Origin of the sequence: Parasedimentitalea maritima (assembly GCF_005771405.1) — a bacterium.
Classification (GTDB): domain Bacteria; phylum Pseudomonadota; class Alphaproteobacteria; order Rhodobacterales; family Rhodobacteraceae; genus Parasedimentitalea; species Parasedimentitalea maritima.
The window spans coordinates 735,446-757,275 of the sequence record NZ_VAUA01000001.1 but is presented as its reverse complement, the minus strand read 5'-3'; the positions used below and the strand labels follow the sequence as shown (position 1 = coordinate 757,275).

The following is a 21,830-nucleotide window of genomic DNA, read 5'->3' as shown; positions in this document are numbered from 1 at the left end:
GTAGAAGAGTGCGCCTTGCGCTTCTTGCTTAGGTCCCAACACCGTCAATCCCCCTGCATTCACAAGCAAATTGAATCAGTGAAGGACCCTCAAATCAAGAAGAGTTTTTCAACAAAATAGGCCGAAAGCAGGTGTTTGACAGATCGTTTCGAATGTCGGCTAAGTCCGCAACCCGGTCATTTCCCCGATTTCGGTGAACGTCCGGTGTTGGTAGGATCTGCCGTTGAGGGTGACACCTGCTTATAGGTCCAGACCCTAGCGCCTTGCCTTGGCGTATTGAGATTCAGACTTTGCGAGATGTTGGAACTGGTTCGTTCACTTGCGTACAAATGTCGACAGCAGCCCATAAGGGTCCTTCGAAAAAATGATGACTAACCAACCTATCTTTCATGTCAGCGCATCACAAACGGGTTGGCCATCGGCTCGTCGGACGTGCTGATCCAGGTTGTCTTTGTCCTAGTATAGTCTTGGACTGCTTCAATCCCAGCTTCGCGCCCATATCCCGACTGGTTAACACCTCCGAATGGGGCCAGCGGTGAGACCGCCCGATAGGTGTTGACCCAACAAATACCGGCCTTGATGCGGGACGAGACGCGATGCGCACGAGCAAGGTTTTGGGTGAACACACCGGATCCGAGACCAAAAGGCGTGCCATTTGCAATTGCAATGGCTTCTTCTTCTGTATCAAAGGGGATCAGCGACATCACCGGCCCAAACATCTCAACCTTGAGCGTTTCGGTTTCCAGATCGCTACATTCCAAAAGGGTCGGAGCCATGTAATTTCCCGGTTGGTCAAGCGGGGCACCGCCAAATCGGATCCGTGCGCCCTGTGCAACTGCGGTTGCCAGAGTTTTCTCGATCCGGGTGATCTGCGCGATTGTGCATAAAGGCCCGACATGAGTGTCAGCGGCCAGCGGGTCTCCGACGGTGATCTGGGCTGCTTTGTCTGCGATCTTCTGGACCAGTTTTTCAAATACCGGACGGTGTATCAGGCCTCGAGAACCGGCCACGCAACTTTGCCCCGAGGCGCCGAAGTTGCCGGCGATCAAGCCATTTGCTGCTCCATCGAGATCCGCATCATCAAACACGAGAATTGGTGATTTCCCCCCCAATTCTAATGTTGTGACAGCAAAGTTTTCAGCTGAATTGCGGACCACGTGGCGCGCCGTATCCGGGCCTCCGGTAAAGGCAATACGGTCAACATCCGGATGGCGGGTGAGTGGGATCGCACAGTTTTCGGCATCTCCGGTTATGACCGACACCACGCCGGGTGGAAAACCTGCCTGTTCACAAAGACGGGCAAACTCAAACATCGGTGCAGGCGCGATTTCTGATGCTTTCAAAATCACCGAACAGCCCGCCGCAAGCGCCGGTCCCAGCTTGGTGGCCGTCAGGAACATCTGTGCATTCCACGGAACAATCGCGACAACGACGCCGATGGGTTCGCGTTTGGTAAAAACATGCATGTCGGGTTTGTCGATCGGCAGAACTGAACCTTCGATCTTGTCTGCAAGCCCACCGTAATAGCGGTAGTAATCCGCGACATAGCGAGTTTGCCCAGCCGTTTCAGCCAGCAGTTTACCACTGTCGGTGGTTTCTATACGTCCTATATGCTCGGCATTCTCTTCGATGAGATCCGCCAGCCGGTACAGCAATTTGCCGCGTTGGGTTTGGGTCATGTCCCGCCATGCGGGTTCGTCCAGAACCCGCCGCGCTGCAGAAATCGCACGTTCGACATCCGCCAGTGCGGCACAAGCGAAGCTTGCCCAGCCTTCACCGGTTGCAGGGTTGTAAGTGGTCATGACCTGACCTGTGCTGCCCTCGGACCACGTGCCGTCGATGAAGAGCTGGTAATGTGGATTTTGTTCCATTCTATCCCTCACTTAAACGCAGGCATGACGTCATTGATGAAGCGCGCCAGTGACTCTCGTTTGCGCTCAAAACTCATGCCGCTGTCGATCCAAAAGGAAAACTCGTCATAGCCCAGGTCTTCGTACCGTTTGATCCGGTCAATGACCTCAGCCGCGGTGCCCATGTTCAGATCGCGGCGCATATTGTCCGGTGCCATCAGGGTGTTGGCGGCAATTTCTTCGTCCGACAGAGGGTCAATCAGCCCCTGTTTCACCGGGCGTTTGTTTTGGAACCATGCTCCAAAATAGGAATAGAAGCGTGAAAATTCCTGCGCTGCCTGTGCTACGTCAGCTTCATCAGCGCCGACAAAAGTGTGTTGTAGCAACATGATTTTTGGGCGTTTGCCACTGTACGTTTCACAGGCAGCGTTAAACCGTTGCATCAGAGTTTCAACTTCGGCCATGCCTTGCCACATCGGCGTAACCTGGATGTTAAATCCATGTTGCACACCAAATTCGTGGCTGTTGGGGTCGCGTGCGGCAAGCCAAATGGGCGGCCCGTTTTCTTGCAGTGGTTTTGGAGCCGAGGTGGTCGAGGGAAAGCTATAGAACTCTCCGTCGTGGGCGCAATCACCAGCCCACAGCTTTTGTAGTAATGGTGTGGATTCGCGCATGCGCTGCCCAGCTTCCCAGGCATCCATCCCCGGCATCATGCGTTCGTATTCATAAGAATAAGCACCACGTGCGATCCCCAGTTCGATCCGCCCTCCTGTCATCACATCTGCGGCAGCCGTTTCACCTGCCAGCTTGATCGGATGCCAGAACGGCGCAATCACTGTTCCCGTACCCAGCTGTATGTTTTTGGTGTGATGCGCCAGATCAACCAGTGTTAACAATGGGTTTGGGGCTATGGTAAATTCCATCCCGTGGTGTTCACCGGTCCAAACCGCCCGCATCCCACCTTCGTCGGCCATTTTGCACAGGCTGATGAATTCATTGTGCAGCACATCATGGGGCTGATCCGGGGTGAGACGTTCCATATGGGCAAAGAGTGAAAACTCCATTGGTCAGATCCTTTCTGATGAGGGATGCACATCGCCACGCTGGGCGTCACCGAGATACAGAGCGAAGCCTCCGGTACGCGCTTCCAAGGCAAAGCGTGCCATCATCTGCGCAATGGCGGGTGAGCTGTAGGACAGCCCAGCCAAGTCCTGAATGGGCACTGCCTTTAGTGTATCGTTCGACGAGCTAGAGGTGCTGTTTGCAAGGAAATAGGCGAAGTGCGTTCCCGAATGGCGGTCGTCGAACACCGAATAGGCCTGTTCCAGCCGGAGTTTTATGCCGCGCGCCTCAAGGTCTTTACATAGATTTTGACGCATCTGACCGCGATCCGCGCTGGTAATCTGCGGAGGCCGGAACCCCTTCGGTGTCTGTTCCAGCAATACGTGGTCAGCCTCTTTGATGATCGCGCCACAAACCGCTGTATCCAGCGTATTCTCAAGTGCTGCGCGTTCCACCCCAAGACTGAAGTACTGCCCACCAACATAACCAAGACCGGGTGCGCCTGTTTGGGTGAAATCCTGAACCTTACCAATCAGGATGCAGTGATCCCCTGCGGGCAAGCTTTGGTGAGTGCTGCAAGAGAACTGAGCAATTGCACCTTCGATTATCGGGACGCCATTTGAATCTAGGTGATGCGCCACCCGTGCAAAACGGTCTCCCTTGAAGCTGGAAAAAGTGTTCGAGACTTCTTCCTGTCCCTCTGCCAGAACGTTGACTGCAAAATGCGTGCAATTGGCAAAGCTGTCATAGCTCGACAGAAATTTGCCCGGGCAGACCAGCAGCAACGGCGGGTCCAGCGAGACCGAGGCAAAGGAATTGGCGGCAAACCCAACGGGTGTTCCGTCTGCGCTGCGCGCGGTCACAACCGTAACTCCGGTCATGAAACTGCCAAAGGCGGTACGCAGGGCGCGTGGATCTAATGTGCTCATTGGAAAACCTCCCGTGCAAACTCCTGAAGGGCTGTGTTCACCTGTCGTGCGTGGGTCATCGGCATCATGTGAGCCGCGTCGTCAACGATGATAGCTCGACCCTTTGGTGCAAGTGCCGCCATACTGTGCGACATATTCGGGGTTGAGTTTGGTTCTTCACTACCAGTGACAAAAAGCGCCGGGCAAGGCAGAGACCTGAGTTGCTGGTCGCTTAGGCCGTCCGCGCTTGCGAACACCCGATAGGCCATTGCGTACCCAGCAGGGTCGACATCTTGCAGCCAGCTACGGCAGGCTTCCCGTTCTGGTGTCAGTGCATCTCCGAACCATCGGTCAAGAGGTGCGCTGGGATCGGGTGTTGCCTGTCCATCAAGGCTGGCAGCCCGTGCCATTACCGCATCCCGCGCAGCAGCTGAGCGCTTGTAGATCGAATTTAACGCGGCAACACCGCGTACCTGTTCCGGGAAGCGGGACGCTATATCAAGCGCGATCATGGCACCCATCGAATGGCCGACAACCAATGCCGATTCAGGCAGGGCTGAGGTGATAGCATCGCTATAGTCCGCCAATGTCATGTCGGCGTCGGGCACCGCGCTGGCGCCATGCCCGGGCATGTCGATGGCCATCACTGTGAATTCAGTTGAAAGGGCGTCGATCTGTCTACGCCAGGCGTCGGCTTGTAAGCCGACCCCGTGGATGAGCACAACCAGCGGGCCGTTGCCCGAGGTGACATAGGACAGATCACCCAGATCAAACCGATGCTGGGTTGTCGACGTCATGTCCCAAATCCTTCAAGTCCTGATACCGGTCGCCAATGCGGTGATGCGGGCGGCCTCCTGTTGCGGCGCCAAGCACAACGACGATTTCGTCGTCGCGTGGCGCGTCAGGGATTGAAAACTGGATCGTCAGGTAATGTGAGCGACGGCCTGCATCATTTTTGTCCATCAGGGGCACCATGATCGGCGCATTGGCCGGGCCCCGGGTGTTGGTGAAAGCCAGATAGGATTTCGCCCCCACGGCCTCGCGATAGTGATTACCGAACCGCAGTGTGTGGATGAGCCCCGAGGCATGCTCGACCTCGCCATTCAACCCAACGACCGCTGCTTTCCCATAGGCCTCGATGGCGTCACCACTCCCTGCCAGGCGGATCATCCGGTCGGTCATCATCTCGCCCAGAACCGGTCCATAAGCCTGAATTTCGGGCTTCAGATCTTCAACATATCGCCCCGCCCAAGGGTTTCGGACCACAGCTGCAACCGCAAACATGCGCCACGGTGTGTCTGCCTTGCGAAAACCTTCAACCAAAACCTCTTCGTCATAGGTCACGATTTTTCGGATGTCGGGGTGCATTATCATTCTCCTGTTCGCTGCTACGCGACTATCGGATCAGCTTGTTTTTGAGACAAACGAATGATTTATGTGCAAAGGTATTAGCAACACTAATGAGTGACTTGATCAATGGCCAAATCCCTTCCACCGCTCACGTGGTTTCGTGCCTTTGAAGCCGCCGCGCGCAACTTGAGCTTTACAGCAGCCGCAGAAGAAATTGGGCTGACGCAATCGGCTGTTAGCCAACAGGTGAAATCACTAGAAGTCCGTCTTCGCGTTGCATTGTTTATTCGCCAGGCGCGGGGATTGTCGCTGACCGATGATGGGCGAAGGTTGTTGCCGCAAGTCGCGGCCGCGTTGGACGTTCTTGCCGCCGCAACAGATCCCTTTGACGTGGGAACACCAGAAAACTTCCTGACCGTTGCAACATCGATCAGCGTGGCCCAATGGGTCATTGCGCCATACTTACCCGATTTCACCAAACGTCACCCGGACATTCATCTACGGATTCTCAGCGCCACTTGGCCGGACGATTTCCATTCAGCGCAGGCTGATGTAGAAATTCGTTTCGGATCGCAGAAACAGGTCGGCAAGAATGCTCTGCTCCTGACACCAAACAGGTTGATTGCTTTAAAATCACCCACGCTGCATGGAAACATTGGAAACCTTCCGTTGATCGAAGCCGTCGGTACGTCCGGTGGATGGAAAGCTTGGGGCGAAACACATGGCGGTGGGTTCCATCCGGAATTTTTTGTAGATTCATATGGCATGGCATTGAACCTAGCTGTGCAAGGCAATGGTGTTGCCCTAGTCAGTGAACTTTTGGCAGATCATGCACTTCACAAGAACCAACTTATCCGCGCGCATACAGCCTCAATCCCGGGCAAAGAGGGTTATTATCTGTCGGCTGACGAAAGCTCGCGGCCTGCGGTATTGTTTCGTGATTGGTTGTTGGAACGGCTTTCGATTTGAAGTCAACGTCTGACCACTGACCGCTACACCTAATGATCGCAAAACCACCTTTTTGGCTCGCTCAATGGCCAAGCGCCGACGCACTCTTTTGAAAATTCCAACTCCACCTCAATCACACCAGCCGTTGGGCTTCCCCTGCGGAACCGGCCGCAACCTATGCTGCCGCAATTGATATGACGGGCCAAATGCAAGACCCGGCCAGCTCACTCACACCTAGATTGACAAACCATGCAATTATCTGAAGAGCTGTTAGGCTAACAGGCCTTTGAGGCGGTTGGCATAGAACGTGAGAGTTAGATTTATGGCACGGATATCTTCACTTTCTTCTCTTGGCGCCTTTATTGCACCCTTGGCATTTTGTGGGTTGTTCACGCCCGGACTGGCGAACTCTGCTGAGATCGAACTGGCAGAGGTGCCCGAAATGCACTGCTTTGGCACACTTCGTGGAACCCTTGAAAATGGTGATGCAGACAAAGTCCGAACCATTCTAGAAACTCAAAATATCATTTATGGAAAGCGGCTTTGCTTGGACAGCCCCGGAGGGTCATTGGTCGAAGGCGTAAAGCTCGCCCGGCTGCTGATTGAAAAGACCACCGGGGCGGCTATTGCGAAAAGGGCACGGTGTGAGTCCGCCTGCGCACTGGCCTTTATGGGCGGGCGCCGGAATGATGAAGATGACCGTGGTGACCATTCCGACCGTAAACTGCATCCGCTTGGACAGCTTGGGTTTCATACCACAGCTTTGACCGTGCCTCAGGGGCAGTACGATGGAAACACTGTCACCAAGGCCTACAATCTTGCAACCAAAGGTCTTTCCGAAATCTTGCAACTCATGACTGCGCAAGAGTTTCCCCGCTCCCTTTTAATCGAGATGCTCGCGACGCCTTCCGATCAAATGCTCTATGTGGACACGGTGGGCAAAGCCGCCCGTTGGAATATTGATGTCTACCCGACAATTTCACATGAAAAACTGTCCAAGCTGTCGATGTTGCAAGCTTGCTTGAACGGTCATCTGCGTTTCTTTGACGAACCCAACGATCCACAATCGACATTTTCGTTTGTAAAATTTGAGATCCAGGAGAGCTTGGGGCCGGACGGCGACGTGTTTGAGTACACCGGCCAGATGGACTCGGGGTTTCGGGAAGTAATCGCCACCGGGTGTGAGGTGTTTTTCCGTAGGCATATGCCTGACTGGGAGGATCCGTTACTGCGTCAGGCTGTTGGGGTCTCTATGGGTGACGCTTATGAAGATTTCCCACCATTTATTTTTCACCACGCAGAAACCCCCATTCGGTCCTTAGCGCGCACGAATGACATGGATGTAGAGTTCAGACCGAACCGGGCTGAGCAAGTCAGCCTTACATTCGAAGGTCGGTGTTTTGTCATAAAGCTAAGCGACGGACGAGGGACGCTTGCCGATGATGAGGGCTGTAAGATGGAACGGAAGTTGTCAGTTAACGAAGATCTTGAACGAACAAACCTTGAGATCTTTGCTTGGCCTTCTGGCGCTAAAACCGTGATCAAGAACAATCGCGAGATCAATGGGCATGAGATTGTTCGTTACGATTCTCAGGCTGTACAAGATTGGATTGCCCAGAAGTTCTTCCCGGGTAAGCAAGATATGACCAGTTACATAGACTGCTGGAGAAACTCAAAGTCTGGTAACCTGTTCTGCTTTTCTAATGATCCGTCAATACTGGAAGACACAAGCCTAAGAGACGAATGGTACAAAACTCAGCTATATTGAGATGGGTCGGGCAAGATTCTGCTTCGGGCCCGCACTACATATTCGTCAATGCCGCTAGCTTCTAGCAGCTTGTCTATGGCTTGCAGCTTTCCCCCAAACAAATACAAATGTTCGCAGGAACACCCGGTGGACTACTCTAATGAACTAGCTAGCTCCCAAAAGATGCAACAAATCATCATATTATTTGAAAACAAAATGGTCTTGATGTACCGATAATAGCAGTTCGCTTGATTTCGTCTGTTCGCCATCGGTATTGTTTGTCTCCGGGCGACCTGAAACGGAAGACGACGGTAGTATTCACGCAGGGAGAAAAAGGCGTATTTCTCTTCGTTGGGGCCTGCAAAATTCTAGCTGGGGTTAATGTGATACTAACCTTAATAATCTCAATTTTTCTGTTGGCTCCGATCGTTTTATTGTTTGATGCGGCTGGTCACCTGAGCGGATCAAACTTTTTGGCGTTGTCTGCCGGAGTGTGCACCTACAGTCTCATGAGCCTAAACTTGATACTTGCTGCACGGCCTGCAGTGTTCGAACGCCACCTAGGAGGCCTAGATAAGCTTTACTGGCTGCATAAATGGACAGGGGTTCTGGCATTGGTGTTTGTGTTTATTCACGAAACCGTTGGAATCGAGGTGAAAGGGCGTGGTGCCACCAGTGGGTTGTCGAAATTGGCAGCCGAAGCCGGGGAATTGGTCTATCCACTGCTGCTGGCATTGGGATTGATCAGCGTGGTAAAGCGGATTCCCTTTGTTAAATTTGAGCTGCCTTATTCCCTATGGCGGTGGAGCCACCGGTTGATGGGTGGGATTTTTGCGGTCGCTGTGTTTCACCAGTTTTTTGTTAGACTGCCTTTTAGCAACTCCGCCCTTATCTCAACGTACCTAACTTGGATGGGGTTGATAGCACTGGCTTGTTTCCTCTTCAGTCAGGCTGCACCCTTGCTGCGGCGACGGCGCTACCGGGTGACCACCGTCACGAACGCACCTTCTGCCACTATTGTTCGGATGACACCCGAAGGACGGCCGTTGCGCCACAAGCCAGGGCAATTTGCCTTACTATCCTTTGGCCGTAAGGGGCTACGAGAGCCACATCCATTTACCATTTCTTCGGATGCCGAGGACGACGACATCGAATTCTCGATCAAACCGTCGGGCGATTTCACTCAGCGCCTGCGTGAAACGCTGCAGCCCGGTGACCGAGCCTGGCTGCTGGGTGGCTACGGCCGTTTTACTGGAGCCGGAAAACCCGGCCACAATCAGATCTGGCTGGCGGGCGGTATAGGCATCACCCCGTTCCTGGCGCTTGCTGATGCACTGACAGAAGATGATGGGGACGAGATCGACCTTTTTTACTGCGTGCGCACCCGTGACGAAGCCGTGGGGTTTGACAGATTGCAGGCCGTCTCCCGAAGGGTGCCACGGTTCCGCGTGCATCTACACATTTCAGCGGAACATGGGCGGTTGAATGCTGAAACCCTTGCCGCCACCGCTGACCCCAAAGGCGCGAGCTTTTGGTTCTGCGGGCCCGCATCGCTGCGCCGAGCACTGCTAAAGGGGCTCGCCACGCTTGGCAAAGCGCCGAAATCCATTCACTTTGAAAGGTTCGAATTCCGATGAAGACATTTGCCATCGGCCTTACCGCCACACTGGCCGTTCTGCTACCACAGACATTAAGTGCCCAAGCTCTGAACGCTGCCAGCGATAGCTTTGCTAACGGTGACTTCGCCAGCTATGAACCTAACCTAGAAAATGGTGAAGCCGTCTTTCTGGCCGCCAATTGCGCCAGCTGCCATGGTGTCGATGGCGACCCGTCAATTCTGGCCGGTGGTCAGAAAATCGAAACCAAATTCGGCACACTTTACAGCCCAAACATTACCACTGACACAGACCATGGCATCGGAAACTGGAGCAACGACCACTTCCTGAACGCCGTCATGTTAGGTCAAAAGCCTGATGGTGGTATGTATTATGGAGCGGTTTTCCCCTTTGCCTCCTACGCCTACATGCGCCCCGAAGATGCACTGGATATGCGCGGCTATATGGCAAGCCTGAGCACGTCAGACGCAGCCTCAAAACCACATGAAGTTAATTTTGCCAACGCCTGGGTGCTGGATGGATGGACGACAGCCCCGGTTTCGCTCGACATGCAAAACGACCCGCAACTGGCACGCGGCCAATATCTGGTTGAGGCCTTGGGGTATTGCGCTGAATGCCACACACCTCGGCTGAATGGCATTGGTTTTAAAAACGACCGTGATCAGGACCACGCCTTTGAAGGAGAAAGTGGGCTACTGGGAGGCTATGCGCCGAATATCACAGGCAGACGACTGAGTACTTACCCCCCCGAGGCCTTTGTCACCGGCGCACTGAGACAGGGCCTAAAACTCAACGGCGACCCAATGACCGACCCCCGAATGCGTCGCATTTCGGCCCAGATGAGTGGGCTACCGATCAAAGATCGCGCTGCTATCTACGCTTATTTGACCGGCGCACCACTGGATATTTCGACCCTACCGCCCGAGCCTAAGGACACCAGTGTAGAGGAAGCCATCGAACCGGTACAAGTCGAGGATATAACCGGTGCGGACGCCCTGATGGGCCGGGTCAATGCTTATTGTGAAGCCAAAGGCGAATCTTCCTCTGATTTGGCCAACGCACCGGTTCCTGCTTCAAACACCGATGTGAGCCCGGCGTTGCAGGCAGAAGTAGACGGTTTGGTCGAGACCCACTGCCGCAACTGCCATGGCCCTGGACAAACATTTCAAAGCGCCTTTTTCACGGGCGACCTTCGCGATATCGCGCGAGATCCTGCCGTGGTACTTCCTGGCAATCCTAAGGCATCGCCGCTTTATGAATCGGTTGCGTCAAACCGAATGCCGATCCGCTCCAAGCTGACCCCGTCCGAACTGCAAAAAGTGGCGGATTGGATCGAAGCTCTGGCCAATGTTCCCACCCCTGCTCTGCCCACGACGGTTCAGACGGCCGAGACAGAAACGCCAATCCTGCCACGGTTCGCAGGCGGCACATTAGAAGAGCAGGTCTTTTCTGCTTCACAAGATCTTCTGGGTATCAACGAGCTAGATCGCCCCTTTATTCGCTACATGAGCTTTGCCAACATCCCGCTGCCTGAAGTGGATTGCAATCTGGAAGGCGCACTGCGCAATCCGATGACCTATTTACACGCTGGTCTCAACAAGTTCATTAACTCGGTGTCACGCGAAAACAGCTTGATGCAGATACAACCGGTAAATGACACCGACGGCGCGCTGGTGCGGATCGACATCCGTGACTATGGCTGGACAACCAAAGACTGGCAGGCATTGACCACCGCCGCCTACACCGCAGGATCGGCTGATGCCGGTTTCACACCCGATGCTTGGGCCGATCTGGCCGAAGCCTATCCTTTTGCAGTGGCTCCCAACAGCCAAGCAATCTTGAGTACAGTCTCTGGGATGACTAGTTCAGCGGTGCCCATTTTACGGGCGGAATGGTTTGTACGTCACGCATCCCAATCTCCCTATTACGACCTGTTACTGCGGCTTCCCGGAGACATTCGCGACCTCGAGTCCCGCATGCGAGTGAACGTAGACGGCGCTATTCAACGCGGGAGCGTCTTGCGCACTGGCTTTGTTAGCGGCGCCTCCGGGGTATCTGATTTCAACCGAATGCTCGAACGGCACAGCCTTGCGCGTGACGGCTACTACTGGAAATCTTATGACTTTGGTGGAGACGTTGGCAGGCACTCTTTGATCCAGCACCCGGACGGTCCGGCACTGGTGCCAGGGCTGTCTTCGGGAACCCAAGGGTTTGAACATGACGGTGGCGAAATGATTTTCTCGCTCGCCAATGGCATGCAAGGGTATTACCTCTCTACTCACGAAGGACGCCGCTTAACCGTTGGGCCGACTTCAATTGTCTCGTTCCGCACCAAGCCAATCGGCAAAGGCGTTGAAATCGTCAATGCCCGCTCATGTTTTGATTGTCATAGCAACGGCATCATCGCAAAGCGTGACCAACTGCGTCAGTTCATTGAGACCAATAGTTCCTTCAGCTTGCAGCAGCGTGACGCCCTTCTGAACATGTATCGCCCCCAAGAAGAAGTTGATGCTGCCTTTAGCACCGATGCGGGTCGTTTTATTGCGTCGTTACATGAACTGGGCGCAACAGAACCCAGCCCTGACGGTCGCCCCGTATCGCTGCGCGCACCTGCCTCAGCAGGCGGTGGGGAAATTGTCACTTACCTGGCTGATCTCTACTTTGAAAACTTGGGAGAAGAACAGGTCGCGCGCGAGTTTTTCATGGATTCCGAAACTTTTTCCAAGCGCATTAAGGGCATCGCCGATCCGGAGCTCCGTCAAGTAGCCGATACTTGGAAGCAACGGTTGGACGCGGGACTGTTCGTAACCCGTGCTGAAGTAGCGGAGCATTGGGCCAACATGCTGCCCCGAATAACCCGTATGTCTGCCCTGGATAGCCAGGAAGCACCTATTTCAGAAAACTATAGTGGCAGCGCCGAAACCTTGGTCAGTGCGTTGTCCCAAGCCACTTACTCCGACCAACAGGTATTTGTTCCTGCAGACAACTCATTCCGCCCGCTTACCGTACCAGAACCAACAGCAGGACAAGCTTTGACCTTGTCGCTGTCGGTGCCCAAGGTAAATACGCAAGTTGGCGACCTGCTGGTCTTTGACGTTTCTTCTAACCGTCGGTGCGAATTGCAAATTCTATATGTCGAAGAAGGGAACACTGTCGAAGATTTGCCGCAGGAGATCCTAGGAGCACGTTTTCTAGAAGCGGGCGAAGTACGGCGTATTCCTGACCCGACTTCGGGACTGGTGTTGCGTTTTACCTCACCTGGGAAAGGCGAAACTATGCTGGCTTTCTGTCGTGAAGATGGGCTTGGGGAGCAGCGTATCAATGCAGCCGACGCAATACGCAAAGCGCAGGATCGCTATCAACCACTGACTAAGGGGCTTTCGATAGAAGTTGTCAGCCAAGTTGAAAAAAGTGCAGGCACCAGCGCGCTCAATGCGGTGACTTTCAATGTTACCCCATGATCACACTAGCGTAGACGGGACCTCGTAAAGGAGACGGAAGAACAGTGTCGAAACGCGATTTTGCAACCGTTTGTTTGAGAGCCGCACAGTGGGCAGCCCTCTTTGTAATGTTGCTGTCCACTCCGGTGCAGGCCGGGAACCGATACGCCTTGATTGTCGGCAACGCTGCTTACAGCACACTAGCGCCGCTACAAAACACGATTGCGGACGCCGAAGCTTATGCCCGTGTATTTGTCGAACTCGGCTTTGATGTGACGTCTTTGCAAGACCTGAACCGTAGCGACATGGAATTTGCTTTGGTCGATTTTCTTGATCAGATCAGACCAGGAGACACCGCTGTTTTCGTCTATTCTGGTCATGGATGGTCGGACGGTAAGACGAATTTCCTGTTGCCGACGGACGTTACAATGCAGGGATCAGAACGACGTATGCGGTTGATGTCGATCCCCCTACAAAATGGGCTGGATGGCATCGTTGATCAAATCCGGCAGGCAGGCGCTTCTGTACAGGTTGCGATCATCGATGCTTGCCGCAACAACATATTCAGCAGCGACGGAACCAAAAGCATAGGTATGACCCGCGGGTTGTCGGTCGAGAGGGCACCGCAGGGCGCGTTTCTAATATTCTCAGCCGGTTCAGGCGAGGAATCTCTTGACCGGCTGAGTACGGATGATGCCAGCCAGACGCTTTCTGTCTTTACACGACATTTCCTGCCCCGCCTGAGGGCAGGCATGTACCTGGAAGATGCAATCAACGCGGCACAACTGGAAACTGCTGAGGCAGCGCTCAGCTACAATAGCCACCAACAGAACCCTGCCTACTACGATCAAATAAACGGTAAGCTTTGCCTGTCCCAATCCTGCGAAAGCGATGCGCGCGCGGTAACCATCGCCCATCCCGCAGCACGCCCAATTGTCACGGCTGATTGCAGCGAAGCACAAGCCGTCTGGACCGATGTTAAAGCCGTCCAGGATGTCGATGTCCTAAATCAGTTCGCCGAAGTCTATGCCGAGTGTAAAGTTTATGCCGGGTTAGCTAAGGCAAAAGCCGCCACTCTGATAAGTTCTGCAGCAGCCGATGTCGTAGAGAGTGATGCATCCAGCCGGCCCAAATATCTGCCACAGCCAAACGTCAACTGGGCGCAATGCGTATCTGGTGGCAGTGCGGTCAAATATGCACGGATATGTGCTGAATCAGTTTTACCCTCTCAATCGGGGAACAACTACGGGCCAGACAACTTGACCGACCATTCCACTCGAACAGCTTGGGTCGAAGGTGTAAGTGGACACGGAACTGGGCAGCGTCTGCTTATTGAATTTAATGAACCAACCCAAATTTCCAGCATTGATTTCATCAATGGTTATGCGAAGTCACACAGCACCTTCAAGAATAATGGCCGTGTAGAATCCATTCTGCTAAGTGACAGCAGTCAACGATGGCAAAGGGTTTTCCTCCAAGATACGAGCGAATGGCAAAGTGTTCCGTACGATGGACGCGATCCGGTCAATTGGATCATGCTTGAGGTACAGTCTGTATACCCCGGCGCAAAATGGGCTGACACCGCGATTTCAGAAATACGGTTGAGGTGAATTCCAAACACTCTTTCCCGCACGACCCAGACAAAAAGGCACTAAAATTTCATCGAAAAAGCAAGCTGGATGGGTGAAGGATTGACACAACAAGTTTGCCCGTCCCATTTTAGATTTTAGAACCATCATCCAGAGTTTGCTGGTTTAGTCATGGGCTAATTCGGTGATTGATGGTGTTGCTCAGGAATAGAGGACCCTAAACATTGAAAGAATTTCTCGCGTTCATTTGCTCCAAAAAGATCCTTTCTGCAGCGGCATTGTCCTTGAGCTGGACGTTAGGTGCAGATGCTGCAGACATAGAACTGTTGGCAGTTAATCCTGTCTTCGGTCCAGACTACACGCTGCTGGACCTTGGCGACAACAACGCCGTAAATCCTGCTTGGGCGGGGAGTTACGAGTTCAGATATGCCAGACAGACCCCAGCAGTAGATTCCGCTTATCAACGTCCATCCGGCGAAGGATGGAACGAAGAAGACGGGATGTACCTTGGCGAGGGGGGCGGGTCTTATGAGATGATGCATCTTCAAATGGCCTGGCCAACTCTTCAAAATTCTCGGGTGATCAAAATTTCTGGATCGATCAATCCTGGAGACACCGAACGGCTAAAAGCGCTTGTACAGGCCACAGGATTTTCTGTTTGCTCTCGTGAAAATCAATGTCCGTCAAACAACACCATTTCACTGAACAGCCCAGGTGGTCACCTGGCCGAAGCAATCAAAATGGGCGTTTATATTTCGGAACAGAATTTTTCGACGTTGATAGAAAAAGATGCAATTTGTGAATCTGCCTGTTCGCTCACGTTTTTGGGAGGGTTCACAAATTACGAGGGCTTCTTCTTTCCACGCCGATATGTTCATGAGACGGCAAAATTTGGCGTTCATCGCCCCTACTTTGAACTTCAAGACGGCAGCTACTCCGACGACGTAGTCAAACAAATTGTAGGCGTTGTAAATGAAACCGTAACTGCAGCTACAACCTTCCTCTTGAAGGTCGGCGTAGGTGCAAACTTCCTGCAACGCATGTACAATACCCCCCCAGAACAGATGTATAGGCTGTCACCTTTGGAGCTTTCAACTCAGCGCATTTTTGTGTTGGGACGCGATCAGCGCATTTCAAACCTAACCCGTCGTCAGATCTTCGCGCATTGCGCTACAATCTACCTGAGCGAATATTCAAAGATGAACCCGATTTTGCTGGCCAACCTCCAAACCGATGGCAGTTCCTTTATTACGTTTATTCCCGGCAATAACTTCATCTGCGCAGGGGCAAAAAGTGTCGCCAGCAATACCTGGTATTCACATATCTGCGTTGAAGGCGACTGCGGAATATCATCCGGCCTCGCGCAGTTTGGGCAAGTGGAAATGTCATATACCGACATCCCTGATAACAGTCCGGTTTGGGACGTTGCCGTCGCAGTTGACGTGCTTGGACCTGGGGCTGGGTTTCGTGAATTCAGGCATCGCAGCGTATTGTTAAAATACGTGCGCGCCTATGCAGATTCAAACAACTTTCGAACCCTGCGCGAAATGCCCGCAGCGGCTTTGCAAACAACAATGCCACAGGCCTATTGTGGCGAGATCGATGGGTTTGACCCGGGGTTGGTACTAAATGTTCAGGACCTGTTGAACCGAAACGGTTTGAACGTGGGACGCCCAGATGGTGCGGCCGGGCCAAACACACGTCGCGGTATTCGTGCCTTCAACAAAACGGCTTTGGGGGAAGACAGTGAAAAGGTAGATGTTGAATTCCTCGCTGCACTTGGCGCCTCTGCAGAAAGTTTTGCAGGGTTTCAATTGTGTCCCTGAACGATTTTACCCACCCAAGCGGTATTGTCTCTGCAGTGAGATGTGTCACAACTATTGATCAGAGATGCCCCAGTTTGAAACTGGCGGTACAATGATTTGACGGTGATCGAACTGCATTTCGAACCACTCAGTCTTTAGGTGTGGAGCTAACCGGATTTAGTTGCATAAACCACCGGCTTCAGTGCGGAACAAATGAACTTGTTGGATCAAAGTGAAAATCGACTAGTGTTGTGATTGATGCATTTTTGAAAGGCCTGATGTTTGAAACAGCTACTTTTGGCAATGAGCCTTTGTATTGGGCTGCCCCCAAGTGCGCAGGCCGCCGACATTACAACAACCGTATCTGAGCTTTGCGATTTAACTCTGACCGGTGAAATCAAGACAGGCGATGCGAAAGAACTCCGGCATCGCCGAGATACCGAACAAGTTTATGTCGATGGGAGTATCAAGCTTTGCCTCGATAGCCCCGGCGGAAGCCTGATTGAAGGGCTCAAGCTGTTTGAAGAGATCTGGGGCATGAATATTAAAACGCACGTCCTGCCCGGCGCCCAGTGCGAATCCGCTTGTGCTTTGGCATTTTTGGGTGGCTCCTACTTGATGGGCACAGGATTGACCCGAGAAATGCGACGCGAAATTTGGCCTGACGGGCGTCTTGGCTTTCATGGCCCCCGGATAATTTTCCCACCGAAAGTCAAGTTTCCCGGCGACCAAGTGAGCAAAGCATTTGATGGCGCTTTAGAAATTGCCGCTCAAGTCTATGAACTAAACCGGCTCCAAGATCGCGAGAATGGTGCTCTTACTGACCATTTGGTGCACCGGTTTTTGAGCACCAGCCCAGATGACATGTATTTTGTTGATACCGTTGGAGATGTCATCTTGTCAGAAATCGGCTTGAACGGGGTAGATTACAGAAATGCTATAACCAATAATGCCGTCCGGAACATTTGCAACAACAGGTACCTCAAAGGTGGATTTCCACTGGTGAGAGGAAAAACCGAAACCATCCACAAAGACTTCACTTCAACCGCCGCCCTAAACACGGCCCTTCTGGACTACGAGTCAAGCGAGTTCACTGTCGAAACACGCCGAGAAAATGGATATATCTATGGCTTCGCAGGGCCGTATCCAATTAGTCATCGAAGCGAACGCATTGGTTGTTTTGTCAGCTTCCCAGAAAGCATCAGAAATTTTAACGAAGAGGACTATGACCCGGATTATGGGGAAATAACGGTTTCAATCTCGCAGTATTACGCCCTTAGAGACAACGATACGTTTTCCTACGAAGGCTGGCTTGCTGAAGGTGAAACTGTCGAAGTCAACCACGTAGCTCCTTGGTATCTGTTTGATTTTGGAACCCCGCTGAGCGATCTCCCAAAATCGGCTGCATACCACTCCGCCCGCCGTCAATATGTCCAACACTCAGGCAAAGAACCTTTGATTACCGCCCCAAAGGCCGACGACTTTGTCGTCTTTCCCGGGTTTGACCTACCAGGTGGAGACATCGGCTTGGTCCGAAACGCCAATTTGGAAACTTGCAAAAAATCCTGCGACACAGCAGAAGCATGTACCGCTTACACGTACGACAGATGGAACAATCTTTGTTTTCTTAAGTCCGCAGCGGCCACTTCCAGCCAAATCTACATCCAGCCCAAAGCTGACAGCTATGTGACCCCATCACTTGCAGCGCGCATCCGCTCTGCGAGAACCAATGTCACAATGAAGAAACGCACGAACAAGGGCTTTTCTGGCAATCCTTATAGAGACTTTGGATCCAGCTCATATAGCCAGTGTGCGTCGTTCTGTCAGGACGATGAAAAATGCATGGGAGTGAACTTTGCTGACAACCTTTGCGAAATGTTTGATCACCCAGAGGTCTACAATGATCAGGCAGGCACAGAAATTGGGCTTAAACATCAACAACTAGCAGAGTAACATCATTCTGTTTCAAGACATAACTGCAACCATGTTTGTAGGATGTTACACCTGATACAAATAGGTTCGCCACAACGACGTACTTGATCTCCCCACCGCGGGTGCTCAGTTCAATCAATAAGAAGGGATCAAGGATGTTAAACACTGACTTCTTGCGAAAAAGCCTCTGCTGGGTAGCTGCCATATTATGTGCGGCCGCCCTGCCCTTGCAAGCTCAAGCTGGCGGGCGTTTTGCGCTCCTTATCGGCAACCAAACATATGAGACCGCAGGCGTCCTGAGCAATCCGGGCAACGACACAGCTCTGTTGGCGCAAAGTTTTGGCGCTATGGGATTTGAAGTGGAAGTGTTGATCGACGCGACGCAAGATACCCTTGGCGATGCTATTGACCGACTATCTGAGCGGTATGGAACCGCTGATGCAGTGGCGGTGTATTACTCAGGACATGGGCTGCAAAAAGACGGGCGTAACTTTATGGTGCCGGTAGATGCCCGCATCACAAGTGCTGCTTCTATTGAGCGTGAGACCATATCAATGGACAGCTTGATCGAGGTCTTAAAGCCTTTTCCTATCAGCATGATCTTTCTTGATGCCTGCCGCGACAACCCCTTTGCCGCAAATTTACAGGGCGGAACTTCAGCAACCAAAAGTGTCGCCCAAAGCCGGGGTCTGGCCGTTATGCGGGCCGAAGGTGATATGCTGATTACATATGCTACGCTGCCCAATACAACGGCCAGCGATGGGATGGGCAATAACTCCCCTTTCGCCGCCGCTCTGGCCCACCACATACGCACGCCCGACACAGAAATATCTGTGTTGATGAAGCGCGTAACCGGCGATGTGGTCGCAGAAACAAATGGCGTTCAACGCCCGCAGCAGATTTCGCAGATGCAGACCGAATTCTATTTCAAACGCACACCTAGCCCGGATGTCACGGTCGACCCCTTGCGCACTTTGCTTGCGGTCTACCCGCAGCAAGTCACCGCCGGGGAAGAGGTCTCTGTCGTTGCTGACGTACCACCGTCTTGCACGCCTTTCTTTACCAACTTCGCTCCTGACGGGAAATTGTCTCCAATACCACTGAAGTTTTTCAACTCAATTCCGCTTTCAAATGGGCAGATCCGCTACGAAATCTCACCCGGGTCGCGTTTTGGGTTAGCCATTCAGGAAGAGGACCCTCACGGCACCCATAAATTGGGCCTTTTGTGCGAACCCACGGGCGTTGGAAACGATCAAAACGCTGTGCGGACGGTACTCGCTGCTGTTGCTGAACGCGTGAACGCCGGGGAGCTTACTGGATTTGTAAGCGCTGGGAGCTACGACCCAATCGAATACAGTTTCGAAAGTTTCACCGTTAGATAGAGCCTCCTAGCAAACCCAGTTCAAAATACAAAAGGGTGCAACAGAGATGTTACATTTCAAGACGTCTGGGCACCAATTACGCCGCAGGGTCTGCAACTTTTGAACCATCGCAACTCAAGCCATGGCCCTTATTAGTATACCCAACTTCTGCTTCCAGCACTTGAACGGTTGGGCCCCAATGCAATGGGCAGCAGATATCCGTTGCAGGGCAGACTCGAAAAGGCCGTGCCGAAACCGTCAAACACTTTATGAGTGAATTCCGCTTCGTGCGGCCGGTTCTATGCTTGGATATCTATCAACCGGGCGAGGTACCATCACTTGCAGCAATTCGAATTCCAACCTAGCCAAGACTTGTATCCCTCATGATGTCAATGAGGGATTACGGAACAATTCGTGCTGATGCAGCCTACACAAACCACAGCCTTACAAGAACAACTACGTTAGCCGCGCATTAGCGAGGAACCAGCACCAGTTGCACCCGGCGGTTTTGTCCGTTTAGCGGATCACTCGGTGTCTTCAGCCGTGTGAACCCCATGCCAGAGGCCAATGTACGGTCAACGGGTAACCCCCCCATATTACGCACCAATGATGCAACGCTTTCGGCCCGGCGGGCTGAAAGGTTTTCATTGTAAGATGCGGACCCTTTGGCATCGGTGTGGCCAAGGAACAAAAACCGGTAGTCGTTGAAACGTTCAGACTTCAGCAGTTTTGCAAGGTCCACCAATTGTGACAGTTGATCGTCGCGTACCCGATCTGAATTGTAGTCGAACAGGATTTCCATATCCACAGACGGCAGCGGCTCTGTTGTGGAGATCCCAGCCCGAGCACCGGCAGAAGATACCTGTTGCGCAACCTCCTCGTGATCGACAATCGCGAGGTTGACGACATCTTCCAACGAGAAAGTAGAACCCGACTGATAGTCTGCACTGGTGCAGTTGGTAGGGTCAGTTAGGCAGGTTTCCAACTCTGAGGCTGCAGCACCTGCGTTCGCCGATGGTTGTGCCTCAGTGGCCGGTGTTTGTGGCTCTAGAGAAAAACTTTCCAGCGTTATCGTTGATTGGGCAAATGCCTGCGAGGCAAAAAGAGAAATCACAATCGAGAGAAAGTTCGTTTTCATAGCAATAATCACATAGCTGCTGCGGAGTTGGGATAGCTTAGACTGCGACAAGTCAAAGTAACAACATATTTTGTAATCTTATGACTAGCTCCACTTCATTCGCCAAGGTGGAAATGGGCGAATACCTTCATTGATTTTTCGCTCCTGAGAAAGGGAACCATTTCGTCGACTTTACCGTAGCGATGGCGGGTCACTCCATCTTGAAACGATGCCCCATAGAAGGCGGCGTTTCTGGTGGGCCTGCAAAGCACTGGGCCCGCTCCATCCAGCTGCACGCGGTATTGCCGGTTACTTGCAATGACGTATCAGCAATACTTCGGGTCTGGGTGACCACCTGTGCAAATTCGCTAGCCTTGCCGCGCACCGCATTGTCCTTTTGTGGCTCATTCCATTGCCAAACCGCACCGGACGGCCCCGTCAGCTCCACATAGGGTGCTGGATTTGGTACCTCTTCTTTGCGATTGCGGAACGTCCAGCTAAATGTCGCAACGCCGAGATGGGCAATGTTGCGGATGCTGTCTTGTTCTTTTCGCTCCAACCCTAGCAGATCGAACACCGCTTGCCCGTGCGCCCAAGTCTCCATTTGACGGGCAGTGATTGAGCTGAGCGCACTCATATCCGGCCCAATCCACTTCACGCGTAGTTTCGGATCGGCCTGAGCAAAAGAGTCAGCGCAATTTTCCGCACCTTCACGCCAGGCCTCATACAGCGCTCTCCCTGACATCCCTTCTAGCCAAGGAAATTGACATTCCAAAATGGATTTTCCCATTTGCATGTCTGTAATTACGGGATCTATAAACTCCGCAAAAGTCTCTTCTCCTTTGAGCGACGCTTCAGCAGCCATGTTGAACAAGTGCAAATGACCCAGAATGTGATCAATGGTCCAGCTTTTGAACAAGGTGGGCCGGAAGAACTCAGCTTCGGGCAAGCTCTCTAGAATACCTGCCAGAGCCACGCTCTCTGCTCGAAAATCCTCTGCCTGCTGCATCTGCATACCTTTTGCATTAATCTGACAATCCCTAAGTAGAGTGCTAGAAGGCAATGGTACAGGCTCGCGCCCCTGCACCAAGCGCAGTTTTTCAAA

15 protein-coding genes are annotated in these 21,830 nt (G+C 52.7%); 8 read left to right on the top strand and 7 right to left on the bottom strand.

What is annotated here, in order from left to right:
- Positions 1-392: 392 nt before the first annotated feature.
- Genes FEE96_RS03685 through FEE96_RS03665 form a run of 5 tightly spaced genes read right to left on the bottom strand, consistent with a single transcriptional unit; the run spans position 393 to position 5,188 of the window.
- The gene (locus tag FEE96_RS03685; RefSeq protein ID WP_138161625.1) at positions 393-1,871 is read right to left on the bottom strand and encodes an aldehyde dehydrogenase; all 1,479 of its coding nucleotides are present in this window, start codon (positions 1,869-1,871) and stop codon (positions 393-395) included.
- An 8-nt stretch (positions 1,872-1,879) separates the two neighbouring features.
- The gene (locus FEE96_RS03680; RefSeq protein ID WP_138161624.1) at positions 1,880-2,914 is read right to left on the bottom strand and encodes an LLM class flavin-dependent oxidoreductase; all 1,035 of its coding nucleotides are present in this window, start codon (positions 2,912-2,914) and stop codon (positions 1,880-1,882) included.
- A 3-nt stretch (positions 2,915-2,917) separates the two neighbouring features.
- Positions 2,918-3,841 carry a flavin reductase family protein gene (locus FEE96_RS03675; RefSeq protein ID WP_138161623.1) on the bottom strand — a complete coding sequence of 308 codons (924 nt, stop codon included), beginning with the start codon at positions 3,839-3,841 and terminating at the stop codon, positions 2,918-2,920.
- On the bottom strand, positions 3,838-4,617 hold the full coding sequence (locus FEE96_RS03670; RefSeq protein ID WP_138161622.1) for an alpha/beta fold hydrolase: 780 nt from the start codon (positions 4,615-4,617) through the stop codon (positions 3,838-3,840). Before FEE96_RS03670 ends, FEE96_RS03675 begins: the two co-directional genes overlap by 4 nt.
- Positions 4,589-5,188 (bottom strand): amino acid synthesis family protein, encoded by a 600-nt coding sequence (locus FEE96_RS03665; protein WP_138161621.1) that lies wholly within the window; start codon positions 5,186-5,188, stop codon positions 4,589-4,591. Before FEE96_RS03665 ends, FEE96_RS03670 begins: the two co-directional genes overlap by 29 nt.
- Before the next feature lie 108 nt (positions 5,189-5,296).
- Between FEE96_RS03665 and FEE96_RS03660 the strand changes: the two genes are divergently transcribed.
- The 8 genes from FEE96_RS03660 (at position 5,297) to FEE96_RS03625 (ending at position 19,629) form a co-directional block, all read left to right on the top strand.
- A complete protein-coding gene (locus FEE96_RS03660) occupies positions 5,297-6,139 on the top strand; it encodes a LysR family transcriptional regulator (RefSeq protein ID WP_138161620.1) in 843 nt (280 codons plus the stop codon).
- A 301-nt stretch (positions 6,140-6,440) separates the two neighbouring features.
- On the top strand, positions 6,441-7,886 hold the full coding sequence (locus FEE96_RS03655; protein ID WP_138161619.1) for a COG3904 family protein: 1,446 nt from the start codon (positions 6,441-6,443) through the stop codon (positions 7,884-7,886).
- A gap of 362 nt (positions 7,887-8,248) precedes the next feature.
- Positions 8,249-9,502, top strand: a complete 1,254-nt coding sequence (locus FEE96_RS03650) for a ferredoxin reductase family protein (RefSeq protein WP_342770948.1) — start codon at positions 8,249-8,251, stop codon at positions 9,500-9,502.
- Positions 9,499-12,942: a c-type cytochrome gene (locus tag FEE96_RS03645; RefSeq protein WP_138161617.1), complete on the top strand. Its 3,444-nt coding sequence runs from the start codon at positions 9,499-9,501 to the stop codon at positions 12,940-12,942. Before FEE96_RS03650 ends, FEE96_RS03645 begins: the two co-directional genes overlap by 4 nt.
- A 44-nt stretch (positions 12,943-12,986) precedes the next feature.
- A complete protein-coding gene (locus FEE96_RS03640; RefSeq protein ID WP_138161616.1) occupies positions 12,987-14,531 on the top strand; it encodes a caspase family protein in 1,545 nt (514 codons plus the stop codon).
- Positions 14,532-14,734: 203 nt separating this feature from the next.
- Complete coding sequence (locus FEE96_RS03635) at positions 14,735-16,336, top strand: hypothetical protein (RefSeq protein WP_138161615.1); 1,602 nt, start codon at positions 14,735-14,737, stop codon at positions 16,334-16,336.
- Positions 16,337-16,618: 282 nt separating this feature from the next.
- On the top strand, positions 16,619-18,268 hold the full coding sequence (locus FEE96_RS03630; RefSeq protein ID WP_246079278.1) for a PAN domain-containing protein: 1,650 nt from the start codon (positions 16,619-16,621) through the stop codon (positions 18,266-18,268).
- A gap of 134 nt (positions 18,269-18,402) precedes the next feature.
- Positions 18,403-19,629, top strand: coding sequence for a caspase family protein (locus FEE96_RS03625; protein WP_138161613.1), 1,227 nt, complete (start codon positions 18,403-18,405; stop codon positions 19,627-19,629).
- 451 nt (positions 19,630-20,080) lie between these two features.
- Here the strand turns inward: FEE96_RS03625 and FEE96_RS03620 are convergent, their stop codons facing one another.
- Together FEE96_RS03620 and FEE96_RS03615 are read right to left on the bottom strand one after the other, a co-directional pair.
- Positions 20,081-20,746, bottom strand: a complete 666-nt coding sequence (locus FEE96_RS03620; RefSeq protein ID WP_138161612.1) for an OmpA family protein — start codon at positions 20,744-20,746, stop codon at positions 20,081-20,083.
- Positions 20,747-20,936: 190 nt separating this feature from the next.
- The gene (locus tag FEE96_RS03615) at positions 20,937-21,734 is read right to left on the bottom strand and encodes a TIGR03084 family metal-binding protein (RefSeq protein ID WP_138161611.1); all 798 of its coding nucleotides are present in this window, start codon (positions 21,732-21,734) and stop codon (positions 20,937-20,939) included.
- Between the last annotated feature and the right edge of the window lie 96 nt (positions 21,735-21,830).

Bases quoted from the DNA above. Each gene is read 5' to 3' on its own strand.
- FEE96_RS03685 (WP_138161625.1), bottom strand. From the start codon at position 1,871: ATGGAACAAAATCCACATTACCAGCTCTTCATCGACGGCACGTGGTCC.
- FEE96_RS03645 (WP_138161617.1), top strand. From the start codon at position 9,499: ATGAAGACATTTGCCATCGGCCTTACCGCCACACTGGCCGTTCTGCTA.
- FEE96_RS03670 (WP_138161622.1), bottom strand. From the start codon at position 4,617: ATGACGTCGACAACCCAGCATCGGTTTGATCTGGGTGATCTGTCCTAT.
- FEE96_RS03675 (WP_138161623.1), bottom strand. From the start codon at position 3,841: ATGAGCACATTAGATCCACGCGCCCTGCGTACCGCCTTTGGCAGTTTC.
- FEE96_RS03625 (WP_138161613.1), top strand. From the start codon at position 18,403: ATGTTAAACACTGACTTCTTGCGAAAAAGCCTCTGCTGGGTAGCTGCC.
- FEE96_RS03660 (WP_138161620.1), top strand. From the start codon at position 5,297: ATGGCCAAATCCCTTCCACCGCTCACGTGGTTTCGTGCCTTTGAAGCC.
- FEE96_RS03680 (WP_138161624.1), bottom strand. From the start codon at position 2,914: ATGGAGTTTTCACTCTTTGCCCATATGGAACGTCTCACCCCGGATCAG.
- FEE96_RS03620 (WP_138161612.1), bottom strand. From the start codon at position 20,746: ATGAAAACGAACTTTCTCTCGATTGTGATTTCTCTTTTTGCCTCGCAG.
- FEE96_RS03615 (WP_138161611.1), bottom strand. From the start codon at position 21,734: ATGCAGCAGGCAGAGGATTTTCGAGCAGAGAGCGTGGCTCTGGCAGGT.
- FEE96_RS03630 (WP_246079278.1), top strand. From the start codon at position 16,619: ATGAGCCTTTGTATTGGGCTGCCCCCAAGTGCGCAGGCCGCCGACATT.
- FEE96_RS03665 (WP_138161621.1), bottom strand. From the start codon at position 5,188: ATGCACCCCGACATCCGAAAAATCGTGACCTATGACGAAGAGGTTTTG.
- FEE96_RS03655 (WP_138161619.1), top strand. From the start codon at position 6,441: ATGGCACGGATATCTTCACTTTCTTCTCTTGGCGCCTTTATTGCACCC.